The organism is Fictibacillus sp. 18YEL24 (assembly GCF_015903855.1).
In the GTDB taxonomy this organism is placed as follows: domain Bacteria; phylum Bacillota; class Bacilli; order Bacillales; family Fictibacillaceae; genus Fictibacillus; species Fictibacillus phosphorivorans_C.
This window is the reverse complement of record NZ_JACZDT010000001.1, coordinates 890,903-916,761: the sequence shown is the minus strand read 5'-3', so window position 1 is coordinate 916,761 and position 25,859 is coordinate 890,903. Positions and strand designations below refer to the sequence as shown.

General features: G+C 38.9%; 22 protein-coding genes and 6 tRNA genes. 22 read left to right on the top strand and 6 right to left on the bottom strand.

Translation table 11 applies throughout. The annotated features are described in order from the left end of the window. Positions 1 to 433: 433 nt before the first annotated feature. Together ispG and HU823_RS04840 are read right to left on the bottom strand one after the other, a co-directional pair. On the bottom strand, positions 434 to 1,546 hold the full coding sequence (gene ispG, locus HU823_RS04845; protein WP_066396210.1) for a flavodoxin-dependent (E)-4-hydroxy-3-methylbut-2-enyl-diphosphate synthase: 1,113 nt from the start codon (positions 1,544 to 1,546) through the stop codon (positions 434 to 436). A 101-nt stretch (positions 1,547 to 1,647) separates the two neighbouring features. Continuing rightward, positions 1,648 to 1,971, bottom strand: coding sequence for a LysM peptidoglycan-binding domain-containing protein (locus tag HU823_RS04840; RefSeq protein WP_144699042.1), 324 nt, complete (start codon positions 1,969 to 1,971; stop codon positions 1,648 to 1,650). Between the two features lie 168 nt (positions 1,972 to 2,139). Between HU823_RS04840 and HU823_RS04835 the strand changes: the two genes are divergently transcribed. Further along, complete coding sequence (locus HU823_RS04835) at positions 2,140 to 3,015, top strand: DUF1002 domain-containing protein (protein ID WP_197221295.1); 876 nt, start codon at positions 2,140 to 2,142, stop codon at positions 3,013 to 3,015. Between the two features lie 32 nt (positions 3,016 to 3,047). Here HU823_RS04835 and HU823_RS04830 read toward each other — a convergent pair whose 3' ends face one another. After that, the gene (locus tag HU823_RS04830) at positions 3,048 to 3,587 is read right to left on the bottom strand and encodes a DUF1189 family protein (RefSeq protein WP_186320480.1); all 540 of its coding nucleotides are present in this window, start codon (positions 3,585 to 3,587) and stop codon (positions 3,048 to 3,050) included. A gap of 190 nt (positions 3,588 to 3,777) precedes the next feature. On the opposite strand from HU823_RS04830, the gene HU823_RS04825 reads away from it, so the two are divergent. The 9 genes from HU823_RS04825 to HU823_RS04785 all read left to right on the top strand — a co-directional run bounded on the left by HU823_RS04825 (position 3,778) and on the right by HU823_RS04785 (position 7,580). Then, positions 3,778 to 5,382 (top strand): Na/Pi cotransporter family protein, encoded by a 1,605-nt coding sequence (locus HU823_RS04825; protein ID WP_144703378.1) that lies wholly within the window; start codon positions 3,778 to 3,780, stop codon positions 5,380 to 5,382. Between the two features lie 58 nt (positions 5,383 to 5,440). Beyond that, positions 5,441 to 5,923, top strand: a complete 483-nt coding sequence (locus tag HU823_RS04820; RefSeq protein ID WP_144699048.1) for a DUF456 domain-containing protein — start codon at positions 5,441 to 5,443, stop codon at positions 5,921 to 5,923. Positions 5,924 to 6,076: 153 nt separating this feature from the next. After that, a tRNA-Asn gene (locus HU823_RS04815) sits at positions 6,077 to 6,151 on the top strand. 4 nt (positions 6,152 to 6,155) lie between these two features. After that, positions 6,156 to 6,232: transfer RNA gene (locus HU823_RS04810), tRNA-Met, on the top strand. Positions 6,233 to 6,254: 22 nt separating this feature from the next. Further along, positions 6,255 to 6,330: transfer RNA gene (locus tag HU823_RS04805), tRNA-His, on the top strand. 25 nt (positions 6,331 to 6,355) lie between these two features. After that, positions 6,356 to 6,432, top strand: a tRNA-Ile gene (locus HU823_RS04800). Positions 6,433 to 6,439: 7 nt separating this feature from the next. After that, positions 6,440 to 6,532, top strand: a tRNA-Ser gene (locus tag HU823_RS04795). A 143-nt stretch (positions 6,533 to 6,675) separates the two neighbouring features. Next, a tRNA-Phe gene (locus HU823_RS04790) sits at positions 6,676 to 6,751 on the top strand. Between the two features lie 217 nt (positions 6,752 to 6,968). Further along, positions 6,969 to 7,580, top strand: coding sequence for a superoxide dismutase (locus HU823_RS04785; protein WP_144699050.1), 612 nt, complete (start codon positions 6,969 to 6,971; stop codon positions 7,578 to 7,580). On the opposite strand, the gene HU823_RS04780 is transcribed toward HU823_RS04785, so the two are convergent. Continuing rightward, the gene (locus HU823_RS04780; RefSeq protein WP_197221294.1) at positions 7,581 to 7,841 is read right to left on the bottom strand and encodes a hypothetical protein; all 261 of its coding nucleotides are present in this window, start codon (positions 7,839 to 7,841) and stop codon (positions 7,581 to 7,583) included. It lies immediately after the preceding gene. A 180-nt stretch (positions 7,842 to 8,021) separates the two neighbouring features. Here HU823_RS04780 and HU823_RS04775 point away from each other — a divergent pair, with 180 nt between their 5' ends. From HU823_RS04775 to phoU, 7 genes are all read left to right on the top strand, one after another. Next, positions 8,022 to 9,302 (top strand): MFS transporter, encoded by a 1,281-nt coding sequence (locus tag HU823_RS04775; protein ID WP_370630040.1) that lies wholly within the window; start codon positions 8,022 to 8,024, stop codon positions 9,300 to 9,302. A gap of 120 nt (positions 9,303 to 9,422) precedes the next feature. Next, the gene (locus tag HU823_RS04770; RefSeq protein ID WP_197221293.1) at positions 9,423 to 11,474 is read left to right on the top strand and encodes a penicillin-binding transpeptidase domain-containing protein; all 2,052 of its coding nucleotides are present in this window, start codon (positions 9,423 to 9,425) and stop codon (positions 11,472 to 11,474) included. 235 nt (positions 11,475 to 11,709) lie between these two features. Further along, positions 11,710 to 12,669, top strand: a complete 960-nt coding sequence (locus HU823_RS04765; protein WP_144699058.1) for a PstS family phosphate ABC transporter substrate-binding protein — start codon at positions 11,710 to 11,712, stop codon at positions 12,667 to 12,669. A gap of 105 nt (positions 12,670 to 12,774) precedes the next feature. Then, positions 12,775 to 13,731, top strand: coding sequence for a phosphate ABC transporter permease subunit PstC (gene pstC, locus HU823_RS04760; protein ID WP_370630026.1), 957 nt, complete (start codon positions 12,775 to 12,777; stop codon positions 13,729 to 13,731). Further along, positions 13,731 to 14,609, top strand: a complete 879-nt coding sequence (pstA, locus tag HU823_RS04755; RefSeq protein WP_144699060.1) for a phosphate ABC transporter permease PstA — start codon at positions 13,731 to 13,733, stop codon at positions 14,607 to 14,609. The genes pstC and pstA overlap by 1 nt, the downstream gene beginning before the upstream one ends. Positions 14,610 to 14,655: 46 nt before the next feature. Beyond that, positions 14,656 to 15,441, top strand: a complete 786-nt coding sequence (gene pstB / locus HU823_RS04750; RefSeq protein WP_370630039.1) for a phosphate ABC transporter ATP-binding protein PstB — start codon at positions 14,656 to 14,658, stop codon at positions 15,439 to 15,441. Positions 15,442 to 15,465: 24 nt separating this feature from the next. Beyond that, a complete protein-coding gene (gene phoU, locus HU823_RS04745) occupies positions 15,466 to 16,125 on the top strand; it encodes a phosphate signaling complex protein PhoU (protein ID WP_144699064.1) in 660 nt (219 codons plus the stop codon). A gap of 484 nt (positions 16,126 to 16,609) precedes the next feature. Here the strand turns inward: phoU and HU823_RS04740 are convergent, their stop codons facing one another. Both HU823_RS04740 and HU823_RS04735 read right to left on the bottom strand, forming a co-directional pair. After that, a complete protein-coding gene (locus tag HU823_RS04740; protein WP_197221292.1) occupies positions 16,610 to 17,077 on the bottom strand; it encodes a hypothetical protein in 468 nt (155 codons plus the stop codon). A 19-nt stretch (positions 17,078 to 17,096) separates the two neighbouring features. Further along, a complete protein-coding gene (locus tag HU823_RS04735; RefSeq protein WP_066396184.1) occupies positions 17,097 to 17,288 on the bottom strand; it encodes a hypothetical protein in 192 nt (63 codons plus the stop codon). A gap of 368 nt (positions 17,289 to 17,656) precedes the next feature. Here HU823_RS04735 and HU823_RS04730 point away from each other — a divergent pair, with 368 nt between their 5' ends. From HU823_RS04730 to rpmG, 5 genes are all read left to right on the top strand, one after another. Beyond that, positions 17,657 to 18,304 carry a DUF4912 domain-containing protein gene (locus HU823_RS04730; RefSeq protein WP_197221291.1) on the top strand — a complete coding sequence of 216 codons (648 nt, stop codon included), beginning with the start codon at positions 17,657 to 17,659 and terminating at the stop codon, positions 18,302 to 18,304. 11 nt (positions 18,305 to 18,315) lie between these two features. Next, positions 18,316 to 21,114, top strand: a complete 2,799-nt coding sequence (locus HU823_RS04725) for a 1,4-alpha-glucan branching protein domain-containing protein (RefSeq protein ID WP_197221290.1) — start codon at positions 18,316 to 18,318, stop codon at positions 21,112 to 21,114. Continuing rightward, positions 21,114 to 23,525 (top strand): sugar phosphate nucleotidyltransferase, encoded by a 2,412-nt coding sequence (locus HU823_RS04720; protein ID WP_144699072.1) that lies wholly within the window; start codon positions 21,114 to 21,116, stop codon positions 23,523 to 23,525. Before HU823_RS04725 ends, HU823_RS04720 begins: the two co-directional genes overlap by 1 nt. A gap of 3 nt (positions 23,526 to 23,528) precedes the next feature. After that, positions 23,529 to 25,511 (top strand): glycoside hydrolase family 15 protein, encoded by a 1,983-nt coding sequence (locus HU823_RS04715; RefSeq protein WP_191753826.1) that lies wholly within the window; start codon positions 23,529 to 23,531, stop codon positions 25,509 to 25,511. A gap of 99 nt (positions 25,512 to 25,610) precedes the next feature. Next, on the top strand, positions 25,611 to 25,760 hold the full coding sequence (gene rpmG, locus HU823_RS04710; RefSeq protein WP_066242361.1) for a 50S ribosomal protein L33: 150 nt from the start codon (positions 25,611 to 25,613) through the stop codon (positions 25,758 to 25,760). Positions 25,761 to 25,859 lie beyond the last annotated feature (99 nt).

Genomic DNA, 25,859 nt, shown 5'->3' with positions numbered 1-25,859 from the left:
CCTGTCCTAACCGAGAGTCTCGCACCTTGCACTCCAATCAATCCATCTTCGAAGAAAAGAAAAAGTCCTTTTCTGTAAGATTGTTGCTTTTAGGACGTTTTCATTTCTTCTTCTAGCAAGTTGATTGTAGCGTAAGGTTGCCTGCCTGCCACATGAGGAGCTTCTTGCAAGGCATGCGACGAGGAGATTCACTTCTTTAGCATAGACTTGTAGACGCAGGAGCAGAGAGACAACCTTGGAGCGGGCTGGTGGAGACTCCTAATGGCGCAAAGCGGCAGGAGGCTCACCGTTTGCCCCATGGAAAGCGTGCAACCTGGAGCGGAAATCAACTACTTTCAGGAAACACCAATGTATACGAAAACAGTTTTTTGAAAAAGCAAAGATCGATTATAGCAAAAGAAAAAAGCTCCCAAAGATGGGAGCTTTTTAAAATTTATACTTGCTGAGCCGCTGCTTCAGCTTTTAGCTTTTCTTCATGTGCTTTTGCTAAAATGTCGACTTCTTTCTTAAGTTCATCTAATAGCTGATCTTCTGGAATCTTCCTTACGATTTCTCCGTGGCGGAATAACAATCCTTCACCACGAGCTCCAGCGATTCCGATATCCGCTTCACGAGCTTCTCCAGGTCCGTTAACAGCACATCCAAGTACAGCAACTTTGATCGGTGCACGCACATTTGAGATATATTCTTCCACTTCATTTGCGATTGAAATGAGGTCGATCTCAATTCGTCCGCATGTCGGGCAAGAAATCAATGTGGCAGCATCGGAAAGAAGTCCGAAAGATTTCAATAGTTCACGTGCAACCTTAACTTCTTCAACAGGGTCTGCACTTAGCGAGATACGAACGGTGTTTCCGATCCCTTTATGAAGGATTGCGCCTAGTCCTGCAGCACTTTTTACGGTACCTGCAAAAAGTGTACCTGATTCTGTAATCCCAAGGTGTAATGGATAATCAAAGGCTTTTGCAGCTTTTTCATAAGCTTCGATAGCAAGATTAACATCAGATGCTTTCATGGAAACGATAATATCATGAAAATCAAGATCTTCTAGAATTTTAATATGGTGTAGAGCACTCTCGACCATACCATCTGCTGTAGGATAACCGTACTTTTCAAGATATTTCTTTTCAAGTGAGCCTGCGTTAACACCGATTCGAATCGGAATCCCTTTTTCTTTTGCGGCTTTTACCACAGCCTCAACCTTTTCACGGCGACCGATGTTACCTGGGTTGATTCTAATCTTGTCAGCTCCACCTTCGATGGCTTTCAGCGCAAGCTTATAATCAAAATGAATGTCTACGACTAGTGGGATATTAATTCTTTTCTTTATGTCTGCGATCGCTTCTGCAGCACGCATATCTGGACATGCGACACGTACCACTTGGCAGCCCGCTTCCTCCAAACGTAAGATTTCGGCTACTGTAGCCTCAACATCGTGTGTCTTTGTAGTTGTCATACTTTGTACAATAACCTGATCAGTACCACCTATTGTTAAGTTTCCTACTTTTACAGGTCTTGTTTTAGAACGGTGGGTGATTTCACTCATTGGTGAATCGCTCCTTTTTTCAAATTGACAGTATTATTCTGTCCTATCATCAGTTCATTTTAGCAGGGAACATTTTGTTTTGACAAGTAATGTTATCTCACTTACTTATGATACAAAGGGAATTTGTAGGATTTACCTATTTGTATATTCTCAGGATTCACATCAGGGTTAAGTGATTTGAAGTCTTTCAGCATAGATACAATAGAATAATTTTTATTTGAATTCAGTTCTTCTACAACAGAAATTAGTGTGTCTCCAGGTGTTACTTCATAGGTTTTAAAATTTTGTTTGTTCTTATCTTTTTTACTTTCTGTATGTATTTCTGCGTTGGCTGGACTAGACTGAGGGAGTGTCCCGATTTTCAAATCATAAGCTACCACATATAAAATTAACATGATTACACAAACCCTTATGAATCGTTTCATAAAATCCCTCTCCTTTCGCATATGTTACTATATGCTTGTCCATTTTCTTTATGACAAGTTTAAAGTGACTTCTTTCTTGAGCATGGTGTAAAATGGAAAGGCGGAAGGACAGAAAAAAATGAATTTCTGCGTATCTTTGTAGTTGTACCGATTGGAGAGGTGAAATTAATGAAAAAAGCGAAAATCCTTGCTCTGCTTTCTATAATGACCGCAGCGCTATTTATTGCTCCTTTAACAATGTATGCTGATGCTGCACCTGGCGACATTATCGTTACATTGGGTGAGAACTTAACAGAACAACAAAAAAACGAACTATTAAAAGAAATGGACGTTCCTGCTGATGTCGAATCTGTAGTTGTTACAAACGAAGAAGAACATCAATATTTAGGCAACTATATTTCAAAAGCACAAATCGGGTCTAAAGCCATCTCGTCTACAAAGATTACAATTGGTGATAAAGACCAAGGATTATCGGTTGAGACCAATAATATTAATTGGGTAACAGAAGAAATGTATATGAACGCTTTAACGACTGCAGGTGTGACTGATGCAAAGATCTATGTAACAGCACCATTTGAAGTTTCAGGGACTGCAGCTTTAACAGGTATCATAAAAGCGTACGAATCTACAGCGCAGATTGAGATTCCAGAAGCTCAAAAACAAGTGGCGAATGAAGAGATGGTAAAGACTGCAGAACTTGGTGAGAGAATCGGAACGAAAGAAGCCACTGAGCTGATGACACGTGTCAAAGAAGAAATTGCAAAAAATCCGGTACAGTCAGAAGAAGATCTGCGAGCTTTGATTGAAAAAGTGGCAAAAGACATGGGGATTGAACTTACACAAGAAGAACTGAACGGTTTACTTGCGTTGTTTAATAAGATGAAAGATCTAAATATTGATTGGGATCAAGTTCAAAATGGGTTAAAGGACATCAGTGATAATCTTGGTAATTTTTTAAATGATGAAGAGACACAGTCCTTCTTTCAAAAGATAATCGATTTCTTTATGGCTATCATTGATGCGATTAGATCTCTCTTTAAATAGACATAAAAAAAGCGGCTACCAGGCCGCTTTTTTTATTTTTTTCTTGGAATCTTGGTGATAGAGATAACACAAATGAGAAAAGCCAACATCCAAAACCACAGAAATGAATAAGGGATATGTACGTTTACAAAGAAAAGGGCTGTTAATAATATTGATGGAATGGTGATGGAGTAACAAGATAGTACCCAAAGATGTCTATATGACTGTCTTCTCTTAAGAAGTTTTGCAACAGGTATGGCTAGGACTGCTAATATAGAGGCACCAGAAAACAAAATTCCTGAAAAGAGTACATACATCACTACATAAATGACGGCAATGATGATAGGGAAAATGCCGTCCAATGTGGAGGCGAAGTTTTGCATTTGATCAGGGTTCAACCCAAAACTTTCAAAATTGTTCAACGGATTATTTTTAGACAAAAGGCTAGCTAAAAATAAGCTAAAAACAGGTATCATGCATAACAGAGTTAACAACAATACATACATGATGGTACTGCCGACCCCTAAGAAACGGAAACTTGCGATTGATTTGAAAGACCACAAGCTTTTAGCAAAACGAATATGTAATTTCATATGAGAAGCTCCTTTAATTGTTAGCATAATTAGTGTACATGAACCGGGAACTTTCGACAATATGCTTCAATTGTAAAGGTAATGTTACAAATGCTCTGTTTTTATTTACACAAACAATACAAATAGAGATAATGGCGTAGGTTGATAAATGATAGTTAATAAGGAGCTGTAAACATTGAATTATCAAGAAATGTTATTTCAATTTATCGGAGGACTGGGGATCTTCTTATTCGGTATTAAGTACATGGGAGATGGCCTTCAAAACTCTGCAGGAGACCGATTACGAGAAATACTTGATAAATTAACAACAAATCCTTTTATGGGAGTTTTAGCAGGGATATTTGTAACAGTATTAATTCAAAGTAGTTCAGGTACGACAGTTCTTACTGTCGGACTAGTGAATGCTGGTTTCTTAACATTACGCCAAGCTATTGGTGTCATCATGGGTGCCAATATCGGTACTACGATTACATCTTTTATTATCGGTATTGATGTTGGAGAATACGCACTGCCGATTATTGCAGTTGGTTCGATCTTGATCTTCTTCTTTAAGAATCCGAAGTACAATTATTTTGGACAGATTACATTTGGTTTTGGAGCATTGTTCTTAGGACTTGAACTTATGGGAGACGGTATGAAGCCCCTACGCAGTCTTCAATCATTTCAAGATTTAACCGTTTCTATGAGTGACAATCCGATTCTAGGTGTAGTAATCGGGACGTTATTTACGGTAATCGTTCAATCATCAAGTGCAACAATCGGAATCTTGCAAGAACTTTATTCTCAAAACATGATCGATCTAAAAGCAGCACTTCCTGTATTGTTCGGTGATAATATCGGAACGACGATCACAGCTATTCTTGCAGCGATCGGAACAACAGTTGCAGCAAGACGTGCGGCACTAACTCACGTTATCTTTAACTTACTTGGAACACTGATCTTCTTAATCATACTTGTTCCGTTCAGACACTATATTGAATTTTTATCAACAAAATTAGACTTAGAACCTGCTATGCAGATTGCCTTTGCGCATGGAACATTTAATGTAACGAACGTTCTGATCCAATTCTGGTTTATCGGGGCATTAGCTTTCATCGTAACTAAGTTAATAAAAGGTGAAGATGTTCTCATTGAATACAAAGCAAAACATCTCGATGAAATCGTATTAGAAACTGCTCCATCATTAGCTATCAGACAAGCGAAACAAGAGATTATACGAATGGCTAATTATTCGCAGAGCGGTTTAAAAGAAGCAATCACATATTTGAACGAAAAAGATAAAAAGAATGCAGACCTTGCCCTGCAATATGAAGAAGCGATTAATAACTTAGATCGTCAAATCACTGCTTACTTGGTCAAATTGTCTGCACACCCATTAACTCCACAAGAATCGAACGAACACTCTATGCTATTAGACACGTCTCGTGATATCGAGCGTATTGGAGACCATATGGAGAATATTATTGAGCTTGTGGACTATCAATTACGAAACAATGTTCGTTTAACAGATACCGCAAAACAAGACCTTGATGAAATGTTCACGTTAACAGTTTCTACTGTTGATAAAGCTGTTAAGGCACTTGAAGAAGGTAATGTTGAACTAGCTCAGGAAGTCTTAGGCTTAGAGGACAAAATTGATAAGATGGAACGTACACTTCGTAAGCAACATATCATGCGTATGAATGAAGGCCAGTGTGATGGTAATGCTGGTATCGTCTTCGTTGATATCATCAGCAACCTTGAAAGAATAGGTGATCATGCTGTAAACATTGCAGAAGCAGTATTAGAGAAGTAAAATGAAACCAAGAGGCTGTTTAGTCTCTTGGTTTTTTTTATGTAAAGGAGAAGTACATATGGATATTTTATATTGGATCATCATCGGTCTAGCTTTTGCCATTAGCTTTATCGCGTTGGTCTATCCCATCTTACCGGGTGTATTATTTCTTGCAGCGGGTTTTATCATCTATGGATTTGCGTTTTCGTTCGAACCTTTCACACCATTCTTCATCATTGTTCAGGTGTTATTGTTTATCAGTTTATTTATTGTTGATTATGTAGGAAATGCATATGCAGTGAAGAAAAAAGGCGGGTCAAAGGCTGCCCTATGGGGAAGTACGATCGGTTTGATCGCAGGACCATTTGTTATTCCTGTAGCAGGAATCTTGATCGGACCGTTTATAGGTGCTGTGTTAGCAGAACTTCTGTTTCAAAAGAAAGGTCTAAAAAGAGCTGTATCAATAGGGATAGGGACTGTTCTTGCCTTTGTCGGTACTACCCTAATTAAAGTGCTTACGCAAGCGATAATGATTGGTTATTTTTATTTCCAAGTCTTATAAACGCTCTTGCTAATTATGTACCACCATGCTATATTATTTTTGTTCTGAAAAAGCACATGTGTTCGTTTGAACTAATTTTTAAAAATGTTATTGACTTTAAATGACGCATCGTGCTATAGTAGTTCTTGTCCTTAACAAACGTTAAGACGTTATTCCACAGTAGCTCAGTGGTAGAGCTATCGGCTGTTAACCGATCGGTCGTAGGTTCGAGTCCTACCTGTGGAGCCATTTTGGCGGTGTAGCTCAGCTGGCTAGAGCGTACGGTTCATACCCGTGAGGTCGTGGGTTCGACTCCCTCCGCCGCTACCAAAATGTTTTTATACTCACGATGGCGGTCGTGGCGAAGTGGTTAACGCATCGGATTGTGGTTCCGACATTCGGGGGTTCGATTCCCCTCGTCCGCCCCATAACATTTACATAAGTTTCTCCATTGGACCCTTAGCTCAGTTGGTCAGAGCGGTCGGCTCATAACCGATTGGTCGTAGGTTCGAGTCCTACAGGGTCCACCATAATCGAGGAGGTATACCCAAGTCCGGCTGAAGGGATCGGTCTTGAAAACCGACAGGGGTTTAACGACCCGCGGGGGTTCGAATCCCTCTACCTCCTCCATTACATATTGGCTCGATAGCTACGAGCATTAGAGCACGAGTATGCTACGAATTGTCTCGACAGGTACACCCTAGAAGAAGACGTGTAGAGGAAGAGACACAGTAATTGAATAAGACCAATAAATTTTTGTTCTTAAAATTTTTGGCTCGATAGCTCAGTCGGTAGAGCAGAGGACTGAAAATCCTCGTGTCGGCGGTTCGATTCCGTCTCGAGCCACCATACATATATAACTTTAACCTTACGATAAGCGTGTCGTAAGGTTTTTTTATGTTTAAAAAGGGTAGAGTGTTTAAGAATTGAAAGTTCATCCTAAATTTGATAAGGTAAACATGTTGAATACTTTCTAAACAAGAAAGTTGATTAAATGGGTTTCACTTTTCAAGTAATTCTTGAAAATGAACATAAAAATTTTACATATTATGAGGAGGAAATGAACATGGCTAAATTTGAACTGCCTGCATTACCTTATGAAACAAGTGCACTTGAACCGCATATCGACAAAGAAACAATGGAGATCCACCATGGTCGCCATCACAAAACATACGTTGATAACTTAAACGCTGCTCTTGAAGGGCAAGCTGAGTTTGAAAACAAAAGCTTGGAAGATCTTTTAACTAACTTAGATGCACTTCCACAAAGCATTCAAAACGCTGTTAGAAACAATGGTGGTGGACATGCTAATCATAGCTTATTCTGGGAAGTGATCGCACCAGGCGGAGCAAACACACCTTCAGGTGAGCTTGCTGACAAGATCAACAACAAATTTGGAAGTCTTGATGCATTTAAAGAAGAGTTTGCAAACGCTGGGAAAACAAGATTCGGTTCTGGTTGGGCTTGGCTAGTAGTAAACAATGGTGAACTTGAAGTAACTAGCACTCCAAACCAAGATACTCCGGTTATGGAAGGAAAGACACCTATCCTTGGACTTGATGTGTGGGAGCACGCTTACTATTTAAAATATCAAAACAAGCGTCCAGATTATATTTCAGCGTTTTGGAACGTTGTAAACTGGGATGAAGTTGAAAAGCGTTACAACGAAGCAAAATAATTACGTAACTAAGCCGCTGGCATGCCAGTGGCTTTTTATTATGCCTTTATCATGAATTTCATAATGGTCAGATAATGTTACAAGTAATTCATCTAGCATGAAATTTCCATCACCAAAGGGAACAGTGGACTGAACAACAAAGACGTTTTTAGTTTGAAAATACCAAAGTTGTCTTTGATCAGCATTTTTATTCTTAGGACTCAGTAAGGATTGATTCAAGATTTCTTCATCTACAGAATCAAATATCCAATACTCAAACAAATTGGTTCACTCCTTCTTTTTCGCTGCTTATGAAAAATGATTAACCTAAGTGGAACCCACTACTTTCAAAAAGAGTTTTAATGGATACGATAACAACCTTGCAATAAAATCCAATTTCTTTAAAAGTGAATAGCTCTCATCGTCTTGAAAGACACTAACGACGAAATGTAAGGGGGCGAAATCATGAGAATCAAAAAATTCATGGATACCGACCAATACCCTAGAGATTTGTTTTTGTTGTTATTTGTAGGTGGATTATTTACGTTAAGTACGGCTCTATCTAATACATTTGTTAACATATTTCTTTGGAAACAATCGGGTAAGATCACGGATATTGCCTGTTATAATCTATCCATTGTAGTCATGCAGCCAATAGCATTTTATTTTGCCGGTTGGTTTGCAAAAAAAATTGATCGCGTCATCGTATTGAGGATCGGGGTTTTTATCCTCGCTTTATTTTATATCGGAGTCCTTTTAATGGGATCAATGGCAAGCAAATATCTCATTGTATTAGGAGCCATGTTAGGATTTGGATTGGGATTTTACTGGCTTGCATTTAATGTGTTGACTCTTGAAGTTACAGAACCTGAGACGCGAGACTTTTTTAACGGATATTTAGGTGTTTTAAACTCTATATCGGGAATGATCGGACCACTGAGTGCGGGTTATATCATTACTAGGATGGACAAACATCTTGGGTATGAAACCATATTCAGTATCTCGATGGTTTTATTTTTGATAGCTGTTGTCATTAGCTTCTTTTTAAAGAGGAGAAAGGCGGATGGACTGTACGGTATCCGCAAAGTTTTACAAGAACGAAAGCAGGATAAAGCTTGGCTACAATTGTTAAGAGCACATTTTTTTCAAGGTTTTCGTGAAGGTACTTTTATTTTTTTAATTGTGATTTGGGTATACACTGCTTCTAAAAGTGAGTTTGCACTCGGAACGTATGGTTTCGTTCAATCTTTTGTGTCATTTATCGGGTATTATTGTGTGTCGCATTACTTGAATCCAAAAGATAGGATGAAAGCGATATTTGGGGGAGGACTGCTCTTGTTCGTTTCTCCATTCATGCTCTTGTTCCCTATTTCGTTTACGCTTTTAATTATTTATGGAGTTTCTGTATCGATCGCTTATCCCTTATTGTTAGTACCTTATGTCTCATTGACTTATGATATTATAGGAAAATGCCGTGGTATTCATGAAAAAAGGATTGAGTATATCGTTGTTCGTGAGATGTATCTGAATGCTGGACGAATTGTTTCAATCGTAACGTTTATCACCGTTGTTCATTTCCTAACAGAAAAAACAGGTATTCCTTTATTACTTCCTATTTTAGGAGCGGGGCACTTTATGATTTATTTCTGTTTACGAAAAGTGTCAGTCCCTATTCATCACTCTTCAAAACCCATTGAGATTGCCGAAACTCAACAAGATGGAAACAATTCAAATAAACAATGATTATCTTTTGACATAATTACCTTGGTAAGGATACTATTATTATGGAGATATAATTACCGGTTCGCTTTAGACACCCTTCTCAGGGTGTCTGTGCTGTTTTAAAGGGAGATTTACAATATTATGAAAACAAAAGATAAAAAGAAGAAAAATCATGTTCCGATTCGAATCAATGCCCTGTTCATATCTGTATTTTTTCTCTTTTCTGTTCTAGTTCTCCGCTTAGGCTACGTGCAGATCGTAAAAGGAGAAGAATATCAGCGTACAGCTTATTTAACAGAAAATGTAACAACGAAATTGGATGCTCCGCGTGGCAAGATGCTGGATGCTAACTATCGCGTAGTTGTTGATAATGAACCTGTTTTCTCTATTACATATACGAGAACACAAGAAGCTGATGCTGAGGAAAGACATCAGCTGGCACTGAAGTTAGCGGATCTAATCGAAAAGGGAACTGATGAGCTGACTGAGCGAGACAAGAAAGATTATTTTATTTTTTTAAACGAAAAGAAAGTCGAATCAAGAATTTCTAAAGAGGAAAAGAAGGATACACCTCCAGAAGAACTATACGATTTAATGCTAGAAAAGGTAACAGAAGAGGATATTAACTCATTTTCTGAAAAAGAACTTGAGGTCTTGGCGATAAAAAGTGAGATGGACCGAGGATATACTCTATCTCCACAACGTATAAAGATCGGAGCTACTGAAAAAGAGATTGCGATGATCAGTGAACACTTACCTGAGTTAGAAGGAGTGGACATTAAGCCGGATGCTGAACGCTCATATCCATTTAAGAATTCATTCCGAGATATATTTGGCCAAGTAAAACAAATTCCTAAATCAAGGATGGACTATTATACTTCTCGCGGCAACGATCGCAATGATATGGTTGGAACGAGTTTTCTGGAAGAACAATACGAATCTCTTCTTCGCGGCACAAAAACGAAGATCAAATATGTAACTGATAAAAAAGGAAATCCGGTTGGAGATCCTGTTGAAGAAGAAGGTGCAAGAGGGAGCGATCTTGTATTAACAGTAGACATGAGTCTTCAACAAGAGGTCGAAAAAGTCATTGAAGAAAAGTTGAAAGACGCGATCCGAGGGAAAAATGCATACGCAAACAGTAAATTAGATAGTGCTTATGTTGTGATGATGGATCCGAATACAGGTGCGATCCTTTCTATGGCTGCAAAGGAATATGATCGAAAAACCGGGAAGTTTATCGATATACCTTTTGGTAACGTTTATCATTCGTATGCAATGGGCTCAACAGTTAAAGGAGCTACTGTACTCACAGGTTTACAACAAGGCGTTGTTTCTCCTAATACCGTGATAAACGATGCGCCACTCACTTTTGGAGATGGAAGATCTCTGAAATCACATGAAAGTATGGGTCCAGTTGATGCTGTTGAAGCATTAGAACGTTCATCAAACGTATATATGTGGCATATTGCCATGAAACTAGCAGGGTACGATTATTCAAACAAACGATTTAATGAGAACAAGGTTCAAGAAGCGTTTGAAATACTAAGAAACTCATATAGCCAGTTCGGGTTAGGTGTTCCAACTGGAATTGACCTGCCTTCTGAAGCTACTGGTTACAACACCGGAATGAGCCGTGAACTCTCTCAAGCGATGTTCTTCTCTATCGGACAATTTGATACGTATACACCGATGCAGATGGCACAATACGTTTCAACCATTGCGAATGGCGGTTTAAGAATGCAACCGCACCTGTTGAAAGAGGTGAGAGAGCCATCCGTTGATCCAAATAAATTAGGAAAGCTTCAGTACCGTTTTGAGCCAAACGTTCTGAACAAGATTGAGATGTCACCTAGTCAGATCAAGGTTGTACAAAAAGGATTTTATGAAGTTATGCACGGCAACCAGGGTACAGCTGCTTGGATGTTTAAGAATAAAGATTATAATCCGGCAGGAAAAACAGGTACAGCCGAAATTGATAAAGCTACAGGAATCGTTAACAAAACATTGATCGGATATGCCCCTTACGAAAATCCAGAAGTAGCATTCGCTGTTGTAGTCCCTGATATTAAAGAAGGAAATACGAATAGTGAAATTGCTGAAGGTGCGTTGGATGCTTACTTCTCTATGAAAAAAGAAGGTATACCAACTAAGGCTGATCCAAAAGAAGAAAACCAAGAAGAACCACGCTAATCAAGCGTGGTTCTTTTTTTGTATAGATAAATTAGGATTGCAAACAATAAGAACATATTCATGGATAAGCCAGTCTTAACAATACCTTTACAATTCATTAAAACCTAGTTCACATTCAAGGTTTATTGTAGAACATGTAAGAAAGAAACAAGCTTTAAAAAAGGGATCATGACCTGAGAAAAACTTCTCTAACATGATAAGACGAAATAATCATATTTTAGGGGGACCTATCAAGATGAAGAAAATGAAGTCTGTGTACCTTTTGGCAGTAATGTCGCTAATCTTAGTTTTTGCAGCAGCATGTGGAAACAAGAGTGAAGATGGAGCTGCAGGCGGCGGAGATCTTAGCGGAAAGATTAAAATCGATGGATCTTCCACAGTATTCCCGATCATGGAAGCTGTTTCTGAAGAGTTCCAAGCTGCAAATCCTGATGTGCAAGCACCTGTAGGAGTATCTGGAACGGGTGGAGGATTTGAAAAATTCGTTCGTGGAGAATTAGATCTTGCTAACGCTTCTCGTCCAATTAAAGATGAAGAAAAAACAGCAGCTGAAGAAAAAGGCATTGAATATACAGAATTTGAACTTGCGAAAGATGGTCTTTCAGTAGTTGTTTCAAAAGAAAACGACTTTGTTGATCACCTTACGCTAGATGAACTTAAAAAGATTTTCTTAGAAGAAAACCCTGCTAAGACTTGGGCAGATGTTCGTGAAGGTTGGCCTAAGAAAAAAATCGAAGTTTTCTCTCCAGGAACTGACTCTGGAACATATGACTACTTCGATGAAGTAATCCTTGAAGAAAAACCAATGCGCCGTGACGCACAGCTTTCTGAAGATGATAACGTACTAGTGCAAGGTGTAACAGGTTCTAAGAATGCGATTGGATTCTTTGGATACGCATATTACCAAGCAAACAAAGAAAAAGTGAAAGCTGTCCCGATCGATGGAGGTAACGGACCTGTCGAGCCAACACCAAAGACAATTGAATCTGGAGAATACGCACCACTTTCTCGCCCATTGTTCACTTATGTAAATAACAAAGCGTTAAAAGATAACGAAGCAGTGTATGAATATATGAAGTTTGCTCTTGAAAACTCAGGTGAACTTGCTTCTTCTGATACGATTGGATACGTTTCTCTTCCTAAGGAAAAATACGAAGAGCAAATGAAAAAGCTAGATGAGCTTGCAGGTAAATAATTGTCCTTTATGGAAGTAGAGGAATAAGAATCATAACAAGGGTGAGGAGCGAGGAATCTCCTCACCTTTCACCTGTTTAGTATTGTCGAATTATAGGAGGTCTTGTTGGTGTCCAGAGATAAAACAAACCAAAAATCAATCCGCTCTATGATTCAGGAGAATAAGTCTTCAAGAAGTCAATCGGCGGTAATGGAAAAGGTAGTTCCAAAAATCTTTCTAATCTGTGCAATCATATCTATCTTTACAACAATAGGTATCGTCTTTACATTGTTAACAGAAACTTTTACATTTTTTAACCGAATCTCAATTGTTGAGTTCTTTACAAATACTCGATGGTTTCCTTTTACATCTGACGAAAATGCAGACTTCGGGATCATTGCTCTTATAATGGGTACATTGACAGTAACAGCTATTGCTATGGTTGTCGCTATCCCGATTGGTCTTGCTGCAGCTATATATTTAAGTGAATACGCATCTGCAAAAACGAGAAAAGTTATTAAACCTATCTTGGAAGTATTAGCGGGAATTCCTACAATTGTATATGGATTCTTTGCTCTCACTTTTGTTACACCTTTATTGGATAAGATCATTCCAGGTGGAATCTCGATCTTTAACGCACTAAGTCCCGGAATTGTAGTAGGGATCATGATTATTCCTATGATTGCTTCATTGTCGGAAGATGCGATGAATGCAGTTCCGAACTCTATGAGAGAAGGTGCGTTGGCTCTTGGTGCAACCCGTTTTGAAGTGGCAATGAAAGTGGTACTTCCGGCAGCACTCTCGGGAGTTATCGCATCATTCGTACTAGGGATATCTAGAGCAATCGGTGAAACAATGATCGTTACCATTGCGGGTGGTTCTAGACCAACTGCAGATATTAATGTAACGGAGTCTATCCAAACGATGACTGCTTATATCGTTCAGGTAAGCCAAGGAGACACGGGCTATGGTACAACGATCTATTACAGTATTTATGCAGTAGGTATGACTTTGTTCGTCTTTACATTAATTATGAATCTACTTGCTCAATTCATTTCCCGCAAGTTTAGGGAGGAATATTAATGCCATTAATCAATAAAGAATCTGTTAAAAAAAGAATGGGAACGAGATTAGCAGCAAATGGGGTTGCTAAATTCCTTTTTATACTTGCAACGTGTTTTTCTTTACTCGTACTAGGAGTTTTGATCTACAGAATCTTATCAGAAGGTCTGCCCTATCTAAGTTTGGATTTTATTACGAATTTTGCATCCCGAATGCCTGAACGTGCTGGTATATGGGCTGCGCTACTCGGTACGATCTGGGTAATGGCTGTAACTGCACCGGTCTCATTTATTCTTGGTGTCGGTACGGCGATCTATTTAGAAGAATATGCGAAAAAGAATGCTTTTACAAAGTTCGTTCAAATCAATATTTCTAATTTAGCAGGTGTTCCATCAATCGTTTTCGGATTGTTAGGTCTAACGATTTTCGTTCGTCTACTTGGTTTAGGATCTAGTGTTCTTGCAGGTGGTTTGACGATGAGCCTTTTAATTCTTCCTGTAATCGTTGTTGCTTCACAAGAAGCGATACGAACTGTGCCGAGAGAAATCCGAGAAGCTTCTTTCGGGATGGGTGCTACTAAATGGCAGACGATTAGAAGAATAGTGTTCCCTGCAGCGCTTCCTGGGATTTTAACAGGAACGATTCTTGCTTTATCACGTGCTGTAGGTGAGACTGCACCTCTATTAGTACTAGGTGCATTAGCTTATGTAGCATTTGTTCCAGAAAACATCTTCTCGCAGTTCACAGTGTTACCAATTCAGCTGTACAACTGGACGAGCAGACCACAAGAAGAGTTCCATATGATTGCAGCAAGTGGAATTATCATCTTGTTGATTATCTTGCTGATCATGAATTCAATCGCAGTATTGATTCGAAATAAGTTTCATAAACGCTTCTAATTGAGAGTAGGAGGACGAGAACATGGATATTACAATCAACAAACAAATGGTTCAAAAAAATGAAAAAGAACAGGATTTTACACCTGTTTTTAAGATCAATAATCTAAACTTGTGGTACGGACAGGATCATGCCTTAAAAGATATTAAATTTGATATTCCAGAAAAACAGGTTACTGCTATCATCGGTCCATCAGGATGCGGAAAGTCAACATTTATTAAAACGTTGAACAGAATGGTAGAGATGGTACCTATCGTACGTATGTCTGGAGAAATTGTATACCGTGAGAAGAATATTTTTAATCCGAAGTATGGTGTAGAAGAACTTCGTACCCAAGTCGGTATGGTGTTTCAAAAACCAAATCCGTTTCCTAAATCTATTTATGAGAATGTAGCTTACGGACCACGGATTCATGGAATTAAGAATAAAAAAGTCTTAGATGAAGTTGTAGAGAAAAGTTTAAGAGGTGCTGCTATCTGGGACGAAGTAAAAGACCGTCTTCATGAGAATGCATACGGCTTATCAGGTGGTCAACAACAGCGTTTATGTATCGCTAGATGCTTAGCGATCGAACCAGATGTCATTCTTATGGATGAACCTACTTCTGCGCTAGACCCGATCTCTACTTTAAAGGTTGAAGAGCTCGTACAAGAGCTTAAGAAAGACTACAGCATTGTTATTGTTACACATAACATGCAACAAGCAGCTCGTATATCTGATCGCACGGCATTCTTCCTTAATGGAGAAGTTGTGGAATATACAGATACGAGCACATTGTTCTCAAATCCATCGGATAAGCGAACAGAAGATTATATTACAGGACGATTCGGTTAATCAAAGAAAATAGGAGTGAGATAAATGGTTGTTCGTGAAAATTTTCAGCTTCAGTTAGAAGAGATGAAACAAGCGATCGTACAGATCTCTAAATTGACAGAGGAAGCATTAGAACTTTCTGTTGAAGCATTAAAGAATCAAGATCTCGATAAAGCCCTACAGATTATTGAAAATGATAATCGTATCAATGTCCTTGAAGATGAAATCAACGACATGGCCATTCTATTAATCGCTAAACAAGCACCTGTAGCATCTGACCTTAGACGAATCATTGCTGCCATCAAAATATCATCAGATATTGAACGAATGGCTGACTTTGCTGTTAATATTGCGAAGTCTACGATTCGAATCGGAAAACAAGAGCTCATTAAACCTTTAGAAGAGCTTCCTAAGATGGCACATCATGCGATCGCTATGCTAACAACTGCTACCAAAGCATATGTGGAAGAAGATGTGGCTCTAGCTAAGCAACTAGCAGAACTAGACGATGAAGTAGATGAAACGTACGGAAAGATTATTAAAGAACTATTAGAGCTTATGACAAAAAATCCTGAACATCTTTCCCAGATCAGTCAGCTACTGTTTGTGTGCCGATATATCGAGCGTACAGCGGACCACGCAACGAATATTGCAGAAAGCATCATCTTCCTTGTAAAAGGGAAGAGATATGGTTTAAACGATTAAACAAATAAAGGAAGCGAGCACTGAAATGATCAGTGCTCGCTTCTTTTATTATTGCTCTTTTTCTAAAAGATTGTTGTTTTGAACTCCTTGTCACCTTTGACAATTGATTGGAGTGGAAGGTGCGTCCCTACCACCTGAAATGCATCTCGTAAAGCATGCGACGAGGAAACTTACTCCGCTAGCATTAACTTGTAGACGCAGGAGCAAGGAGCATAAAAGCGGGCAGTTTGAAAAGTGGAAGTGGCTTGATCAGTCCTGACAAGCAAAAGTTGAATGGGCTATGAAGGCGCATTTTGCTCATCACAGACCGTTCAACTTTTGACCTCGAGAGGCTAGCCACTGCAACTAGACAGCTGAGCCACTTAAGAGTGAAACGTACGAATGTGGCTCACCGTCTGCCTCGTGGGAAGCAAGCAGCCCTGGAACGGAAATCTTTCAAAAGCAACAAATTTTACGAAAACAGCCTTTATTATGTTATGTAGAATTATGAACTTGTTATTTCTTTCGCGATCTCATCAAAACTCATTTTACTGTTTACTTGATGAGATTCAGCTCTTACTGCACCTTCTAAATTGTTCGTACGCAAATATTTTAAGAACTCATCACTATTTTTAATGATATTTTCTTTTTGCAGAAGGTCGCATACTTCTCCAGTACTCATTCCTTGAGTGATTGTTAAAGTCATCTGATACACCTTATCTTCCTCTTTTTGAGGAACGGTTTTAGGTTCTTCTTTTGCAACCGGAGCCGCAGCTGTTTCAGTATCTTTAAGTGAAGTATACTCTTCCTTTGAAATTGCTAATTCGCCTTTTTCAGAAAGATATTGAGCTACCGATTCTTCTGTTAGATCAGAAGTTTTATCAGCATCATCAGCCGTATAATAAAAACCAGCCAAAATTCCTGTTGAAAGGATTATACCTGCTGAAAATCCGCGAAGGTTTTTGCTTGTCATACTCATTACCCCTCACAAATTAGTTCTTATCGTTAATCATCATTTCATCTTCAAGAACTTTTAGTTTCTTTTTTATTTGATAGATCTCTTTCATTAACTGAATAGTAAAGTTCTCGAGCTGTGTTTCAACTGAAGCTTCCTTGTTTTTTCTAAAGGAAAGAATCAAAAGAATAACACCTACTAGTAACAATCCAAAAATAGCAAACTCCATAATATCCTCCCTAATTTAAAGCTATACCCTTTACTTTTATAACATAGTATTCTGCTGTGGTATAGGTTTTTTCGCAAAAGTTTACACAAATTACTACAATTCGACTATATTCTCATTTTAATCCATTAGAACCGTTGAAAGTTGGAAATAAAAACGACGATTTTTGTCTTACTTTGTCAATTTGACAGAATAATCAGAGATATTAACCGGTTACAAAAACTTTACATATTCGGAAATCTCAAGTGGGATAAGGAAGCGCCATTTTTCGACTTTTTTGACACATTGTATATAAAAATATCCAGTGATACGATTATAAAAAATACGGTAATAAAAAATCATTTCTTAGAATAATTGATTAGGATGAGGTGATGAACTTGATCGAAGATATTGTCAAATTAAAGGAAAACGGATTAACCCTTCAAGAGATCGCACAAAGGATGAACATGTCTTTAGGAAAGGTTCAGTATCGCTGGAACAAATATCGGCAGCAGCAAACACCATCGAATCATGAACTTCCATCTCAGCCAGTTCTTAAAGAAGAGAAGTGGTCTATGCCTTTTGAATATGAAGAGGCAAATGTTCATCTGATGCCAAGGACTTCAGATAGTTTGTATGTGTATTGGAGTTTTTCAGAATCAACAAAACAGATGGCAGAACATCATTTCCGCACAAAATGGGAAGACCTTCCTTCGATATTGAAAATCTATGACGTAACTGACATCGACTTTTTCGGCCATAATGCTCATCGAACATTTGAGGTAGTGCTACCTCCGATGACCAACAATTGGTTTCTTCATTCCTTAGAATCTGGAAGAACTTATATCGTTGATATTGGTACGCGAACATTTGATGGCAGTTTTTTTACTTTATTACGATCAAATCCTGCAGAGACTAGTCCTTCGCTATTTAACAGTTTTCATGATGAAAAGATCGACAGATGGAAACACCAAAATGTTGAACAACCCGAATGGCTAGAAAACTTCTCGACATATTCATATTATCAAAAAATTAGATAGGAGAGTAAAACATGTCTAACGGGTATTTTTCATTAGTCTTGCACGCTCACCTTCCTTATGTGAGGCATAAAGAAGCGAATCGATTAGAGGAAAGATGGGTATTTGAGGCACTTACTGAGACATATATCCCGTTGTTATGGGTACTCGAAGAACAGCCTGAAGCCTTGTCTTGGACCCTATCATTCTCACCTCCTTTGTTGGAGTTATTAAACGATCCAGTCATTCAAAAGCGTTATCTAGAACATTTAGACCTTACGATAAAATTGGTTAAAAAAGAAAAAAAGCATTCTATTAATAAGGAAGAAGAAAAAATTATCGATTTTTACGAAGAACGCTATAAAAGAATCATGGAAACTTATCAAGAATTCGATTGTAAAGTTACAGATGCTTATAAGCGCTATATGGATATAGGGAAGGTTCATTGCATTACTTCCTCTGCAACCCACGCGTTCCTTCCCTATGTTCAAACTGAGCAAGGAGTTAAGGCTCAGATCTTTGCAGGCGTTCAAACTTTTGAAAAGTATTTTGGTGAAAAGCCTAAAGGCTTCTGGCTACCAGAATGTGCATACTCTCCCGGGGTAGATAAAGCGTTAGCTGATGCAGGGATACAGTTTACTTTTGTAGATGAAGAAACTTTACTCCGAAGTAAGCCTGTTCCATCAAAAGGTATTGGAGCACCTGTTTATTCTCCACATGGGGTAGCACTGTTCTCACGAAATCAATGCATCTCAGAAACGATATGGAATTCTTCTGTTGGTTATCCGGGTGATTTTGATTATAGAGAGTTTTATCGAGATGTTGCTTATGAACGGGAGAACGAATATATAAAGAGCTTCATACATCCAGAAGGAATTCGAGTTGATACAGGTTTAAAGTATTGGCGAATAACTGGGGAAACGGAGAACAAGGACTGGTACCAAAGAGACTGGGCATTAAATAAAGTACAGAATCATGCTAATGATTTTTGTCATCGTATTAAAAAATATCTACATACCAACGAACAATCTTACCCTCCTCAATTAATAACTGCACCATTTGATGCAGAACTATTTGGACACTGGTGGTTTGAAGGACCAGAATTTTTACTTCAATCCATGAACGTTTCAACTGAACAAAACATCACGTGGATCACACCTCAAGAATTTTTAACAAGACATTATCAAGATTTAGAAACTGTAAGACCATGCTTTTCAACATGGGGACGAAACCAAACAGGCGAAGTATGGCTGAATGAGTCAAACGCTTGGATGTATAGACACCTGCATCACTGTGAAAGAAAACTTGTTCAACTCGCAGCTCGTCTTTCACATGACGAACCTAACATCGTTATGGAACGTTATGCAGATCAGATGGTTCGCGAATGGATGCTTGCCGCTAGTTCTGATTGGGCTTTTATCATTGAAGGCAATAGTGCAACAGAATATGCCAAGTCAAGATTCCAAGAACATATCGAGAGGTTTCATGAACTGTATCGATCGATTGAAAATAAGACGTATCAGCTTTCAGAGATAGCAGACTATGAAAACAAATATCCTTTCATGTTAACAACTGGCTTATGGCACTTTTTTAAGAGTAAACATGATGAATACGTAGCTTCTCAGTACAATGAACTAAAAGCTAAAGGCAAAAAGAAGATATTAATGCTTTCATGGGAGTTCCCTCCTATGGTAGTGGGTGGGTTAGCACGGCATGTATTCGATCTTTCAAGAAAATTGGTCGAGCAAGGAACGGAAGTATATGTTATTACATCTTCTGTTCCAGGATATCCGGAACATGAAGTGAACAACGGAGTACATGTATACCGAGTTGCTGGTAATCAGCCGAAGTTTGAGTCGTTTTTCCACTGGACTGGAAGCTTGAATTTGGCCATTACGGAACAAGGAATGGCATTAGCAAATAAGTTTGATTTTGATTGCATTCATGCTCATGATTGGCTTGTCTCTGTTTCGGCACTAGCTATTAAGAAAGAATTAAACATTCCGTTGATCACCACAATTCATGCAACAGAACATGGAAGAAACAATGGGATTACATCACCCCTTCAATACGAGATCAATCAGAAAGAATGGGAACTGATGGATGGATCAGACAGTCTGATCGTATGCAGTGACTATATGAAGAATGAGTTAACCGGGGTCTTTAGTATCCAGGAAGAAAAGATAACGATTCTACCAAACGGAATAGATCCAGAACAAATCACATTCCAATCAAGTCCTTCGATAGAAGATAAAAACGATCATAACCTTCTTCTTTTTTCGGTTGGCAGGCTTGTAAGAGAAAAAGGGTTTCAAACGATCATAGAGGCTGCAGATATTTTAAGGAATTCGGGCAAACACGTCAGGTTTGTGATTGCTGGAAAAGGTCCTTTAATGGATGAACTAACAGCAATGATCAAACAGAAGAATCTTGAAGAATATGTTCATCTTGCAGGATTCGTTAGCGATGAGGAAAGAAATGAATGGTTTGCAAAAGCTGATGCTGCTCTATTTCCGAGTCATTATGAACCGTTTGGCATTGTTGCACTAGAAGGGATGGCCGCAGGTAAACTGACAATCGTTTCTGATACGGGTGGATTAAGAGAAATTGTTGACCATGAAAGGACAGGGCTAAAAATATACCCTAACGATCCAGAGAGTATTGTGTGGGCTGTAGAATATATCCTTAGCAATCGTGAGCATTGCTTAGAAATGGCAAAAAGCGGTGAAGAAGTAGCTAGAACCGTTTTCAGTTGGGATTCTATTGCAGAAAAGACTGCAGAACTCTATAAGACAGAACAAAATAAAACATCAAAAGTGGGAGGTATCGTTTAATGAAGGGTGTAATTATGGCTGGTGGAAAAGGAACACGATTAAGACCTCTTACATGCAATATGCCAAAACCAATGGTGCCGATGCTTCATAAACCTGTTATGGAGTATGGTATCGAACTTCTTAAGAAATTTGGTATCACTGATATCGCCGTTACCGTTCATTATTTACCAGACGCAATTAAAAACTATTTTGGTGATGGTCGCGACTTTGGTGTTAACCTTCATTATTTTGTTGAAGATTCTCCACTCGGAACAGCAGGCTCCATTAAGAATGCTGAGGAATTTTTGGATGAGCGTTTTATTGTGATATCAGGTGATGCATTAACAGATTTCAACCTTGAAAAAGGAATTCAATTTCATGAAGATAAAGAGTCTCTAGCAACAATCTTTATGAAACAAGTAGATTCTCCTTTAGAATATGGTGTGATCATGACTAACCAAGAAGGAAAGATCATTCGTTTTCTTGAAAAGCCAAGCTGGAATGAAGTCTTTAGTGATACGGTGAACACAGGTATCTATGTACTCGAACCAGAAGTGTTCCAATATATTGAAAAAGATGTGCCAGTTGATTTTAGTAAAGATTTGTTTCCGCTGCTTATGAAAGAAGATAAAAATTTGTTCGGTTACCAAGCAGAAGGATATTGGTCTGATATCGGGAGCCTTCAGCAGTATCGTCAATCGCATTATGATATGTTGAACGGTTTAGTGAATCTACCTTTTGCAGGAGAGGAAAAAGAGCCTGGTGTTTGGATCGGTGAAAATGTATTTATTGAAGATGGAGCTGTGATTGAAGCACCTGTAAGCATTGCAGATGGGGCAGTTATTCGTAAAGGCTCTCATATTGGCAAGCTATCTGTTGTTGGGAAGAATAGTGTAGTAAGCACTGGAAGCTCTTTAAAGAAAACGGTTCTATGGAACGATGTTTTTGTAGGAGATCAGTGTGAATTAAGAGGGGCAACGATCGCGAACGGTACGAAAGTAGAAAAAGATGCTTCTGTCTTTGAACATGCGGTAGTAGGTAACCATTGTACAATTGGTAGAAACGCGACGTTAAAGCCAGATGTAAAAATCTGGCCAGAAAAAGAGATCTTCGAAGAAGCTCTTGTTCACACTTCGATCGTATGGGGAAAAAAAGCTACAAAATCTTTGTTTGGATCTAGAGGCGTCTCTGGAATCGCAAACGTTGAGATCACACCAGATTATATTGCAAGACTTGCATCAGCCTATGGAGCTGTTCTTCCCTATGGGTCACAGATCATCATCGCAAGTGACTCACATGACTTTTCAGTTATGATTAAACAATCTTTTATTCAAGGACTTCATTCTTCAGGAGTGCATACGCTTGATATTAGTCCTACTGTCGCACCTGTCGTTCGTTTCTCGATCGAAGAAGAACGTTTAGAAGGCGGTGTCTACGTAAGGTTCTCGAACCCTACGGGAGAAAAACAACTGATGATCGAATTCTATGATAACAAAGGACTTCCGATTCATTCTGATCTTGAAAGAAAGATTGAGAATGCTTATTGGCAGGAAGATTATAGACGTGCTTCATTTGATCGAATCGGAAAAGGTGCTGTTCAAGCGAACAAACATGAAGATTACATTTCTGCTCTACTAGAAGAAATTCAAGAAAAAGGGATTCAAGAAGCTAAGTTCAGAGTAGTGGTAAATTACAATCACCAGCCGTACCTTAACTTTATTCCTAATCTATATAATCGATTGAACTGTGAGATCCTAACCGCTCCATATCAGACGAAGCCAGAGGAAATGGCATCTTTTGTGAGAGTTACAAATGCCAATATTGGTGTATTGATCGGAGAAGCGGGTGAAACGTTGCGCCTCATTACAGAAACAGGTGAAGTGTTGGATGAAGAGACTATGCTTGCTCTCTACGTTTTCACAGCATTTTCACAAGGTAAGCAAAAGGAGATGGCTATCCCTGTATATGGATCATCTGCTTTAGATTCCATTGCTGAACGTTTAAAAGGAAAGCTGATACGGACGAAAGCTAACCCGCGTTCAATCATGGAAGTAGGGGATGGGGTCCTTAATTATCAATACGACGCTCAATACGCATTTGTTCATATCTTAGAGATCATGGCGATGCAGAAGATCACACTATCTGAACTCGTCAAAATGCTTCCTGATGTGCATATGTTAAGAGAATATGTACCTTGCCCAAAAGATAAGAAAGGCCGAGTAATGCGCAGACTGATGGAGGATATCCGTGACAACAATGTAGAATTGCTTGATGGGATTAAAGTTTTTCATCCTGAAGGAGGATGGACACTTATCCTTCCAGACGTAGAACAGCCTGTTTTTACCGTGTACTCACAGAATACTGATCCAGAACAAGCGAAACAAGCGGCATCACAATACATTGAAAAAATTCAGTTATATCAGCAGGTGTAACAGATGCCTAGACATTTGGTTTTAGGAAACGGAAAATTATTGATCAATTTAGATGAATATTTGCAGATCAGAGACATCTATTTTCCTTACGTCGGTCAGCAAAATCATGTCCAAGGACACGTTAACCGTCTAGGAGCCAGTATCAATGGCTCCTTTTCTTGGCTTTCTTCAAAAGAATGGGTGATCGAGCCAGGTTATCATTTAGACTCGCTCGTTACACTCTCATACGCCAAAAATGTAAAGGAAGGCATAACGCTGAAGATTGAAGACGCCGTTCATCAAAGAGAAAATATGTTCATGCGAAGAATTACCGTTTTAAACGAATCACATGAAGAAAAAAGGATCAAAATTTTCTTTCACCAAGATCTTTCTATTTATGAAAATGAAGTGGGAGATACAGCCTATTTTGATCCCGAAAAATCTGTGATCATCCATTATAAGAAGAATCGGTACTTTTTGTTCGCAGCTTCATTCGATCAAAAAGGGATCGACCAGTACACAACTGGTGTTAAACGTTTTTTAAGTGCAGAAGGAACATGGAGAGATGCCGAAGATGGTCATCTTCATGTGAACCCTATCGCGCAAGGATCTGTGGATAGCACTTTCTCTGTGCAAGGCATCGTTCCGCCACATGGAAAAGGAGACGTAAACTATGCTTTAACCGTTGGGAAAAGTAGAGAAGAAGTATTTTCTCTCTACGATTATCTCATGGAGATCGGTCCATCGTTAACACTAGATAAGATCGATGTTTACTGGAGGAGATGGGTAAACAAAACAAAGATCAATCCATGCAACCTTTCTGATGAACTTCTTGATCTGTATAACAGAAGTTTACTCATCATTCGTACACAGACCAATGAGAACGGTTATATCATAGCGGCTAATGATTCTGATATTCAGCACTATAATCGAGACCATTACAGTTATATGTGGCCGAGGGATGGGGCGTTAATCGCTGCTGCTGTTGCAAAAGCAGGCTTTCATGGAATGGTGAAGAACTTCTATCGAAGATGTGCGGATGTTTTAACAAAAGAAGGATACCTTCATCATAAGTATAACCCCGATGGTTCGATCGGATCATCGTGGCATCCAATGATCGATAAAGAAGGATCAAGTCAGCTGCCCATCCAGGAGGATGAAACTGCACTCGTACTTTGGGCGTTTTGGGAACATTATAAAGAAACAGGAGATATTGAGTTTGCTCAATCTCTCTATCGGTCATTAGTTCGTCCGAGTGCAAGATTCTTGCTTCAATATATGCAAGAAGAATTAGACCTGCCGTTACCTTCTTATGATCTATGGGAAGAAAGAAGAGGAATCTTTACTTTTACAACAAGCTCTGTGTATGGTGGTCTAATGGCCGCATACTCATTCGCGACGCTCTTTGGTGAGGATGACCGAGCAGAGAGGTATAAGAAGGGTGCAGACCGAATAAAAGCAGGAATGGAAAAGCATTTGTATGATGAAGATTCAGGAAGATTCTTAAGAGGTATCTATCTGTTGGATGATAACGCTTATAAGAAAGATTTCACGATGGAATCCAGCATGTATGCTCTCTTCGCGTTCGGCGTATATCCTGCCGATGATGAACGGATTGTCCGGACGATGCAGCAGATGAATGAAGAGTTGAGCATTAAATCGGGTGTAGGCGGGATTGCGAGATATACAAATGACTATTATTTTCAGCAAACGCATGACATGACAAGAGCTCCTGGGAACCCTTGGTTGATTTGCACGTTATGGCTTGCGAAATGGTATGTTCAATGTGCAAAATCACTTCAAGATCTAGAGCGTCCACATGAAATTTTACGCTGGGTTCACGAGCATAGCTTTTCTACAGGTGTCTTACCTGAGCAGCTTCATCCGTTTACAGGAGAAGCTTTATCGGTTGCCCCTCTCACTTGGTCACATGCTACTTTTATTGATGTTCTAAAAGAATATACAAAAGTCTATGAGAAACTTTCGCAAAACTCACTTGCTCGTTAGAAAAGAATTTGTTATCATGTTATGGTATGGTTTAATAGAGAATATGACTGTTAGTAACCATGATAATGTACTTTGGTAAAGATGTGGAGGGAAACAACAATGCGTGTAAACATTACTTTAGCTTGTACTGAAACTGGTGATCGTAACTACATCACTACAAAAAACAAGCGTACGAATCCAGACCGTTTAGAGCTTAAAAAATACAGCCCGCGTTTAAAGAAATACACAGTTCACCGTGAAACTAAGTAATTTCACTTAGAAGCGCCTGAGACCCATGCAAAGGAGGGATCAGGCGTTTTTTCATGCAATCGGAACCATGATATGATAAATAGATCACGTTATAGAGGT

What these genes read in the sequence shown, in the direction of transcription:
- pstB (WP_370630039.1), top strand. Translation starts at nt 14,656, where the DNA reads ATGGTTCAAAAAAATGAAAAAGAACAGGATTTTACACCTGTTTTTAAG.
- HU823_RS04770 (WP_197221293.1), top strand. Translation starts at nt 9,423, where the DNA reads ATGAAAACAAAAGATAAAAAGAAGAAAAATCATGTTCCGATTCGAATC.
- phoU (WP_144699064.1), top strand. Translation starts at nt 15,466, where the DNA reads ATGGTTGTTCGTGAAAATTTTCAGCTTCAGTTAGAAGAGATGAAACAA.
- HU823_RS04715 (WP_191753826.1), top strand. Translation starts at nt 23,529, where the DNA reads ATGCCTAGACATTTGGTTTTAGGAAACGGAAAATTATTGATCAATTTA.
- ispG (WP_066396210.1), bottom strand. Translation starts at nt 1,546, where the DNA reads ATGAGTGAAATCACCCACCGTTCTAAAACAAGACCTGTAAAAGTAGGA.
- HU823_RS04765 (WP_144699058.1), top strand. Translation starts at nt 11,710, where the DNA reads ATGAAGAAAATGAAGTCTGTGTACCTTTTGGCAGTAATGTCGCTAATC.
- rpmG (WP_066242361.1), top strand. Translation starts at nt 25,611, where the DNA reads ATGCGTGTAAACATTACTTTAGCTTGTACTGAAACTGGTGATCGTAAC.
- HU823_RS04735 (WP_066396184.1), bottom strand. Translation starts at nt 17,288, where the DNA reads ATGGAGTTTGCTATTTTTGGATTGTTACTAGTAGGTGTTATTCTTTTG.
- HU823_RS04785 (WP_144699050.1), top strand. Translation starts at nt 6,969, where the DNA reads ATGGCTAAATTTGAACTGCCTGCATTACCTTATGAAACAAGTGCACTT.
- HU823_RS04730 (WP_197221291.1), top strand. Translation starts at nt 17,657, where the DNA reads ATGAACTTGATCGAAGATATTGTCAAATTAAAGGAAAACGGATTAACC.
- HU823_RS04720 (WP_144699072.1), top strand. Translation starts at nt 21,114, where the DNA reads ATGAAGGGTGTAATTATGGCTGGTGGAAAAGGAACACGATTAAGACCT.
- HU823_RS04725 (WP_197221290.1), top strand. Translation starts at nt 18,316, where the DNA reads ATGTCTAACGGGTATTTTTCATTAGTCTTGCACGCTCACCTTCCTTAT.
- HU823_RS04740 (WP_197221292.1), bottom strand. Translation starts at nt 17,077, where the DNA reads ATGACAAGCAAAAACCTTCGCGGATTTTCAGCAGGTATAATCCTTTCA.
- HU823_RS04825 (WP_144703378.1), top strand. Translation starts at nt 3,778, where the DNA reads ATGTTATTTCAATTTATCGGAGGACTGGGGATCTTCTTATTCGGTATT.
- HU823_RS04835 (WP_197221295.1), top strand. Translation starts at nt 2,140, where the DNA reads ATGAAAAAAGCGAAAATCCTTGCTCTGCTTTCTATAATGACCGCAGCG.
- HU823_RS04820 (WP_144699048.1), top strand. Translation starts at nt 5,441, where the DNA reads ATGGATATTTTATATTGGATCATCATCGGTCTAGCTTTTGCCATTAGC.
- HU823_RS04830 (WP_186320480.1), bottom strand. Translation starts at nt 3,587, where the DNA reads ATGAAATTACATATTCGTTTTGCTAAAAGCTTGTGGTCTTTCAAATCA.
- pstA (WP_144699060.1), top strand. Translation starts at nt 13,731, where the DNA reads ATGCCATTAATCAATAAAGAATCTGTTAAAAAAAGAATGGGAACGAGA.
- HU823_RS04840 (WP_144699042.1), bottom strand. Translation starts at nt 1,971, where the DNA reads ATGAAACGATTCATAAGGGTTTGTGTAATCATGTTAATTTTATATGTG.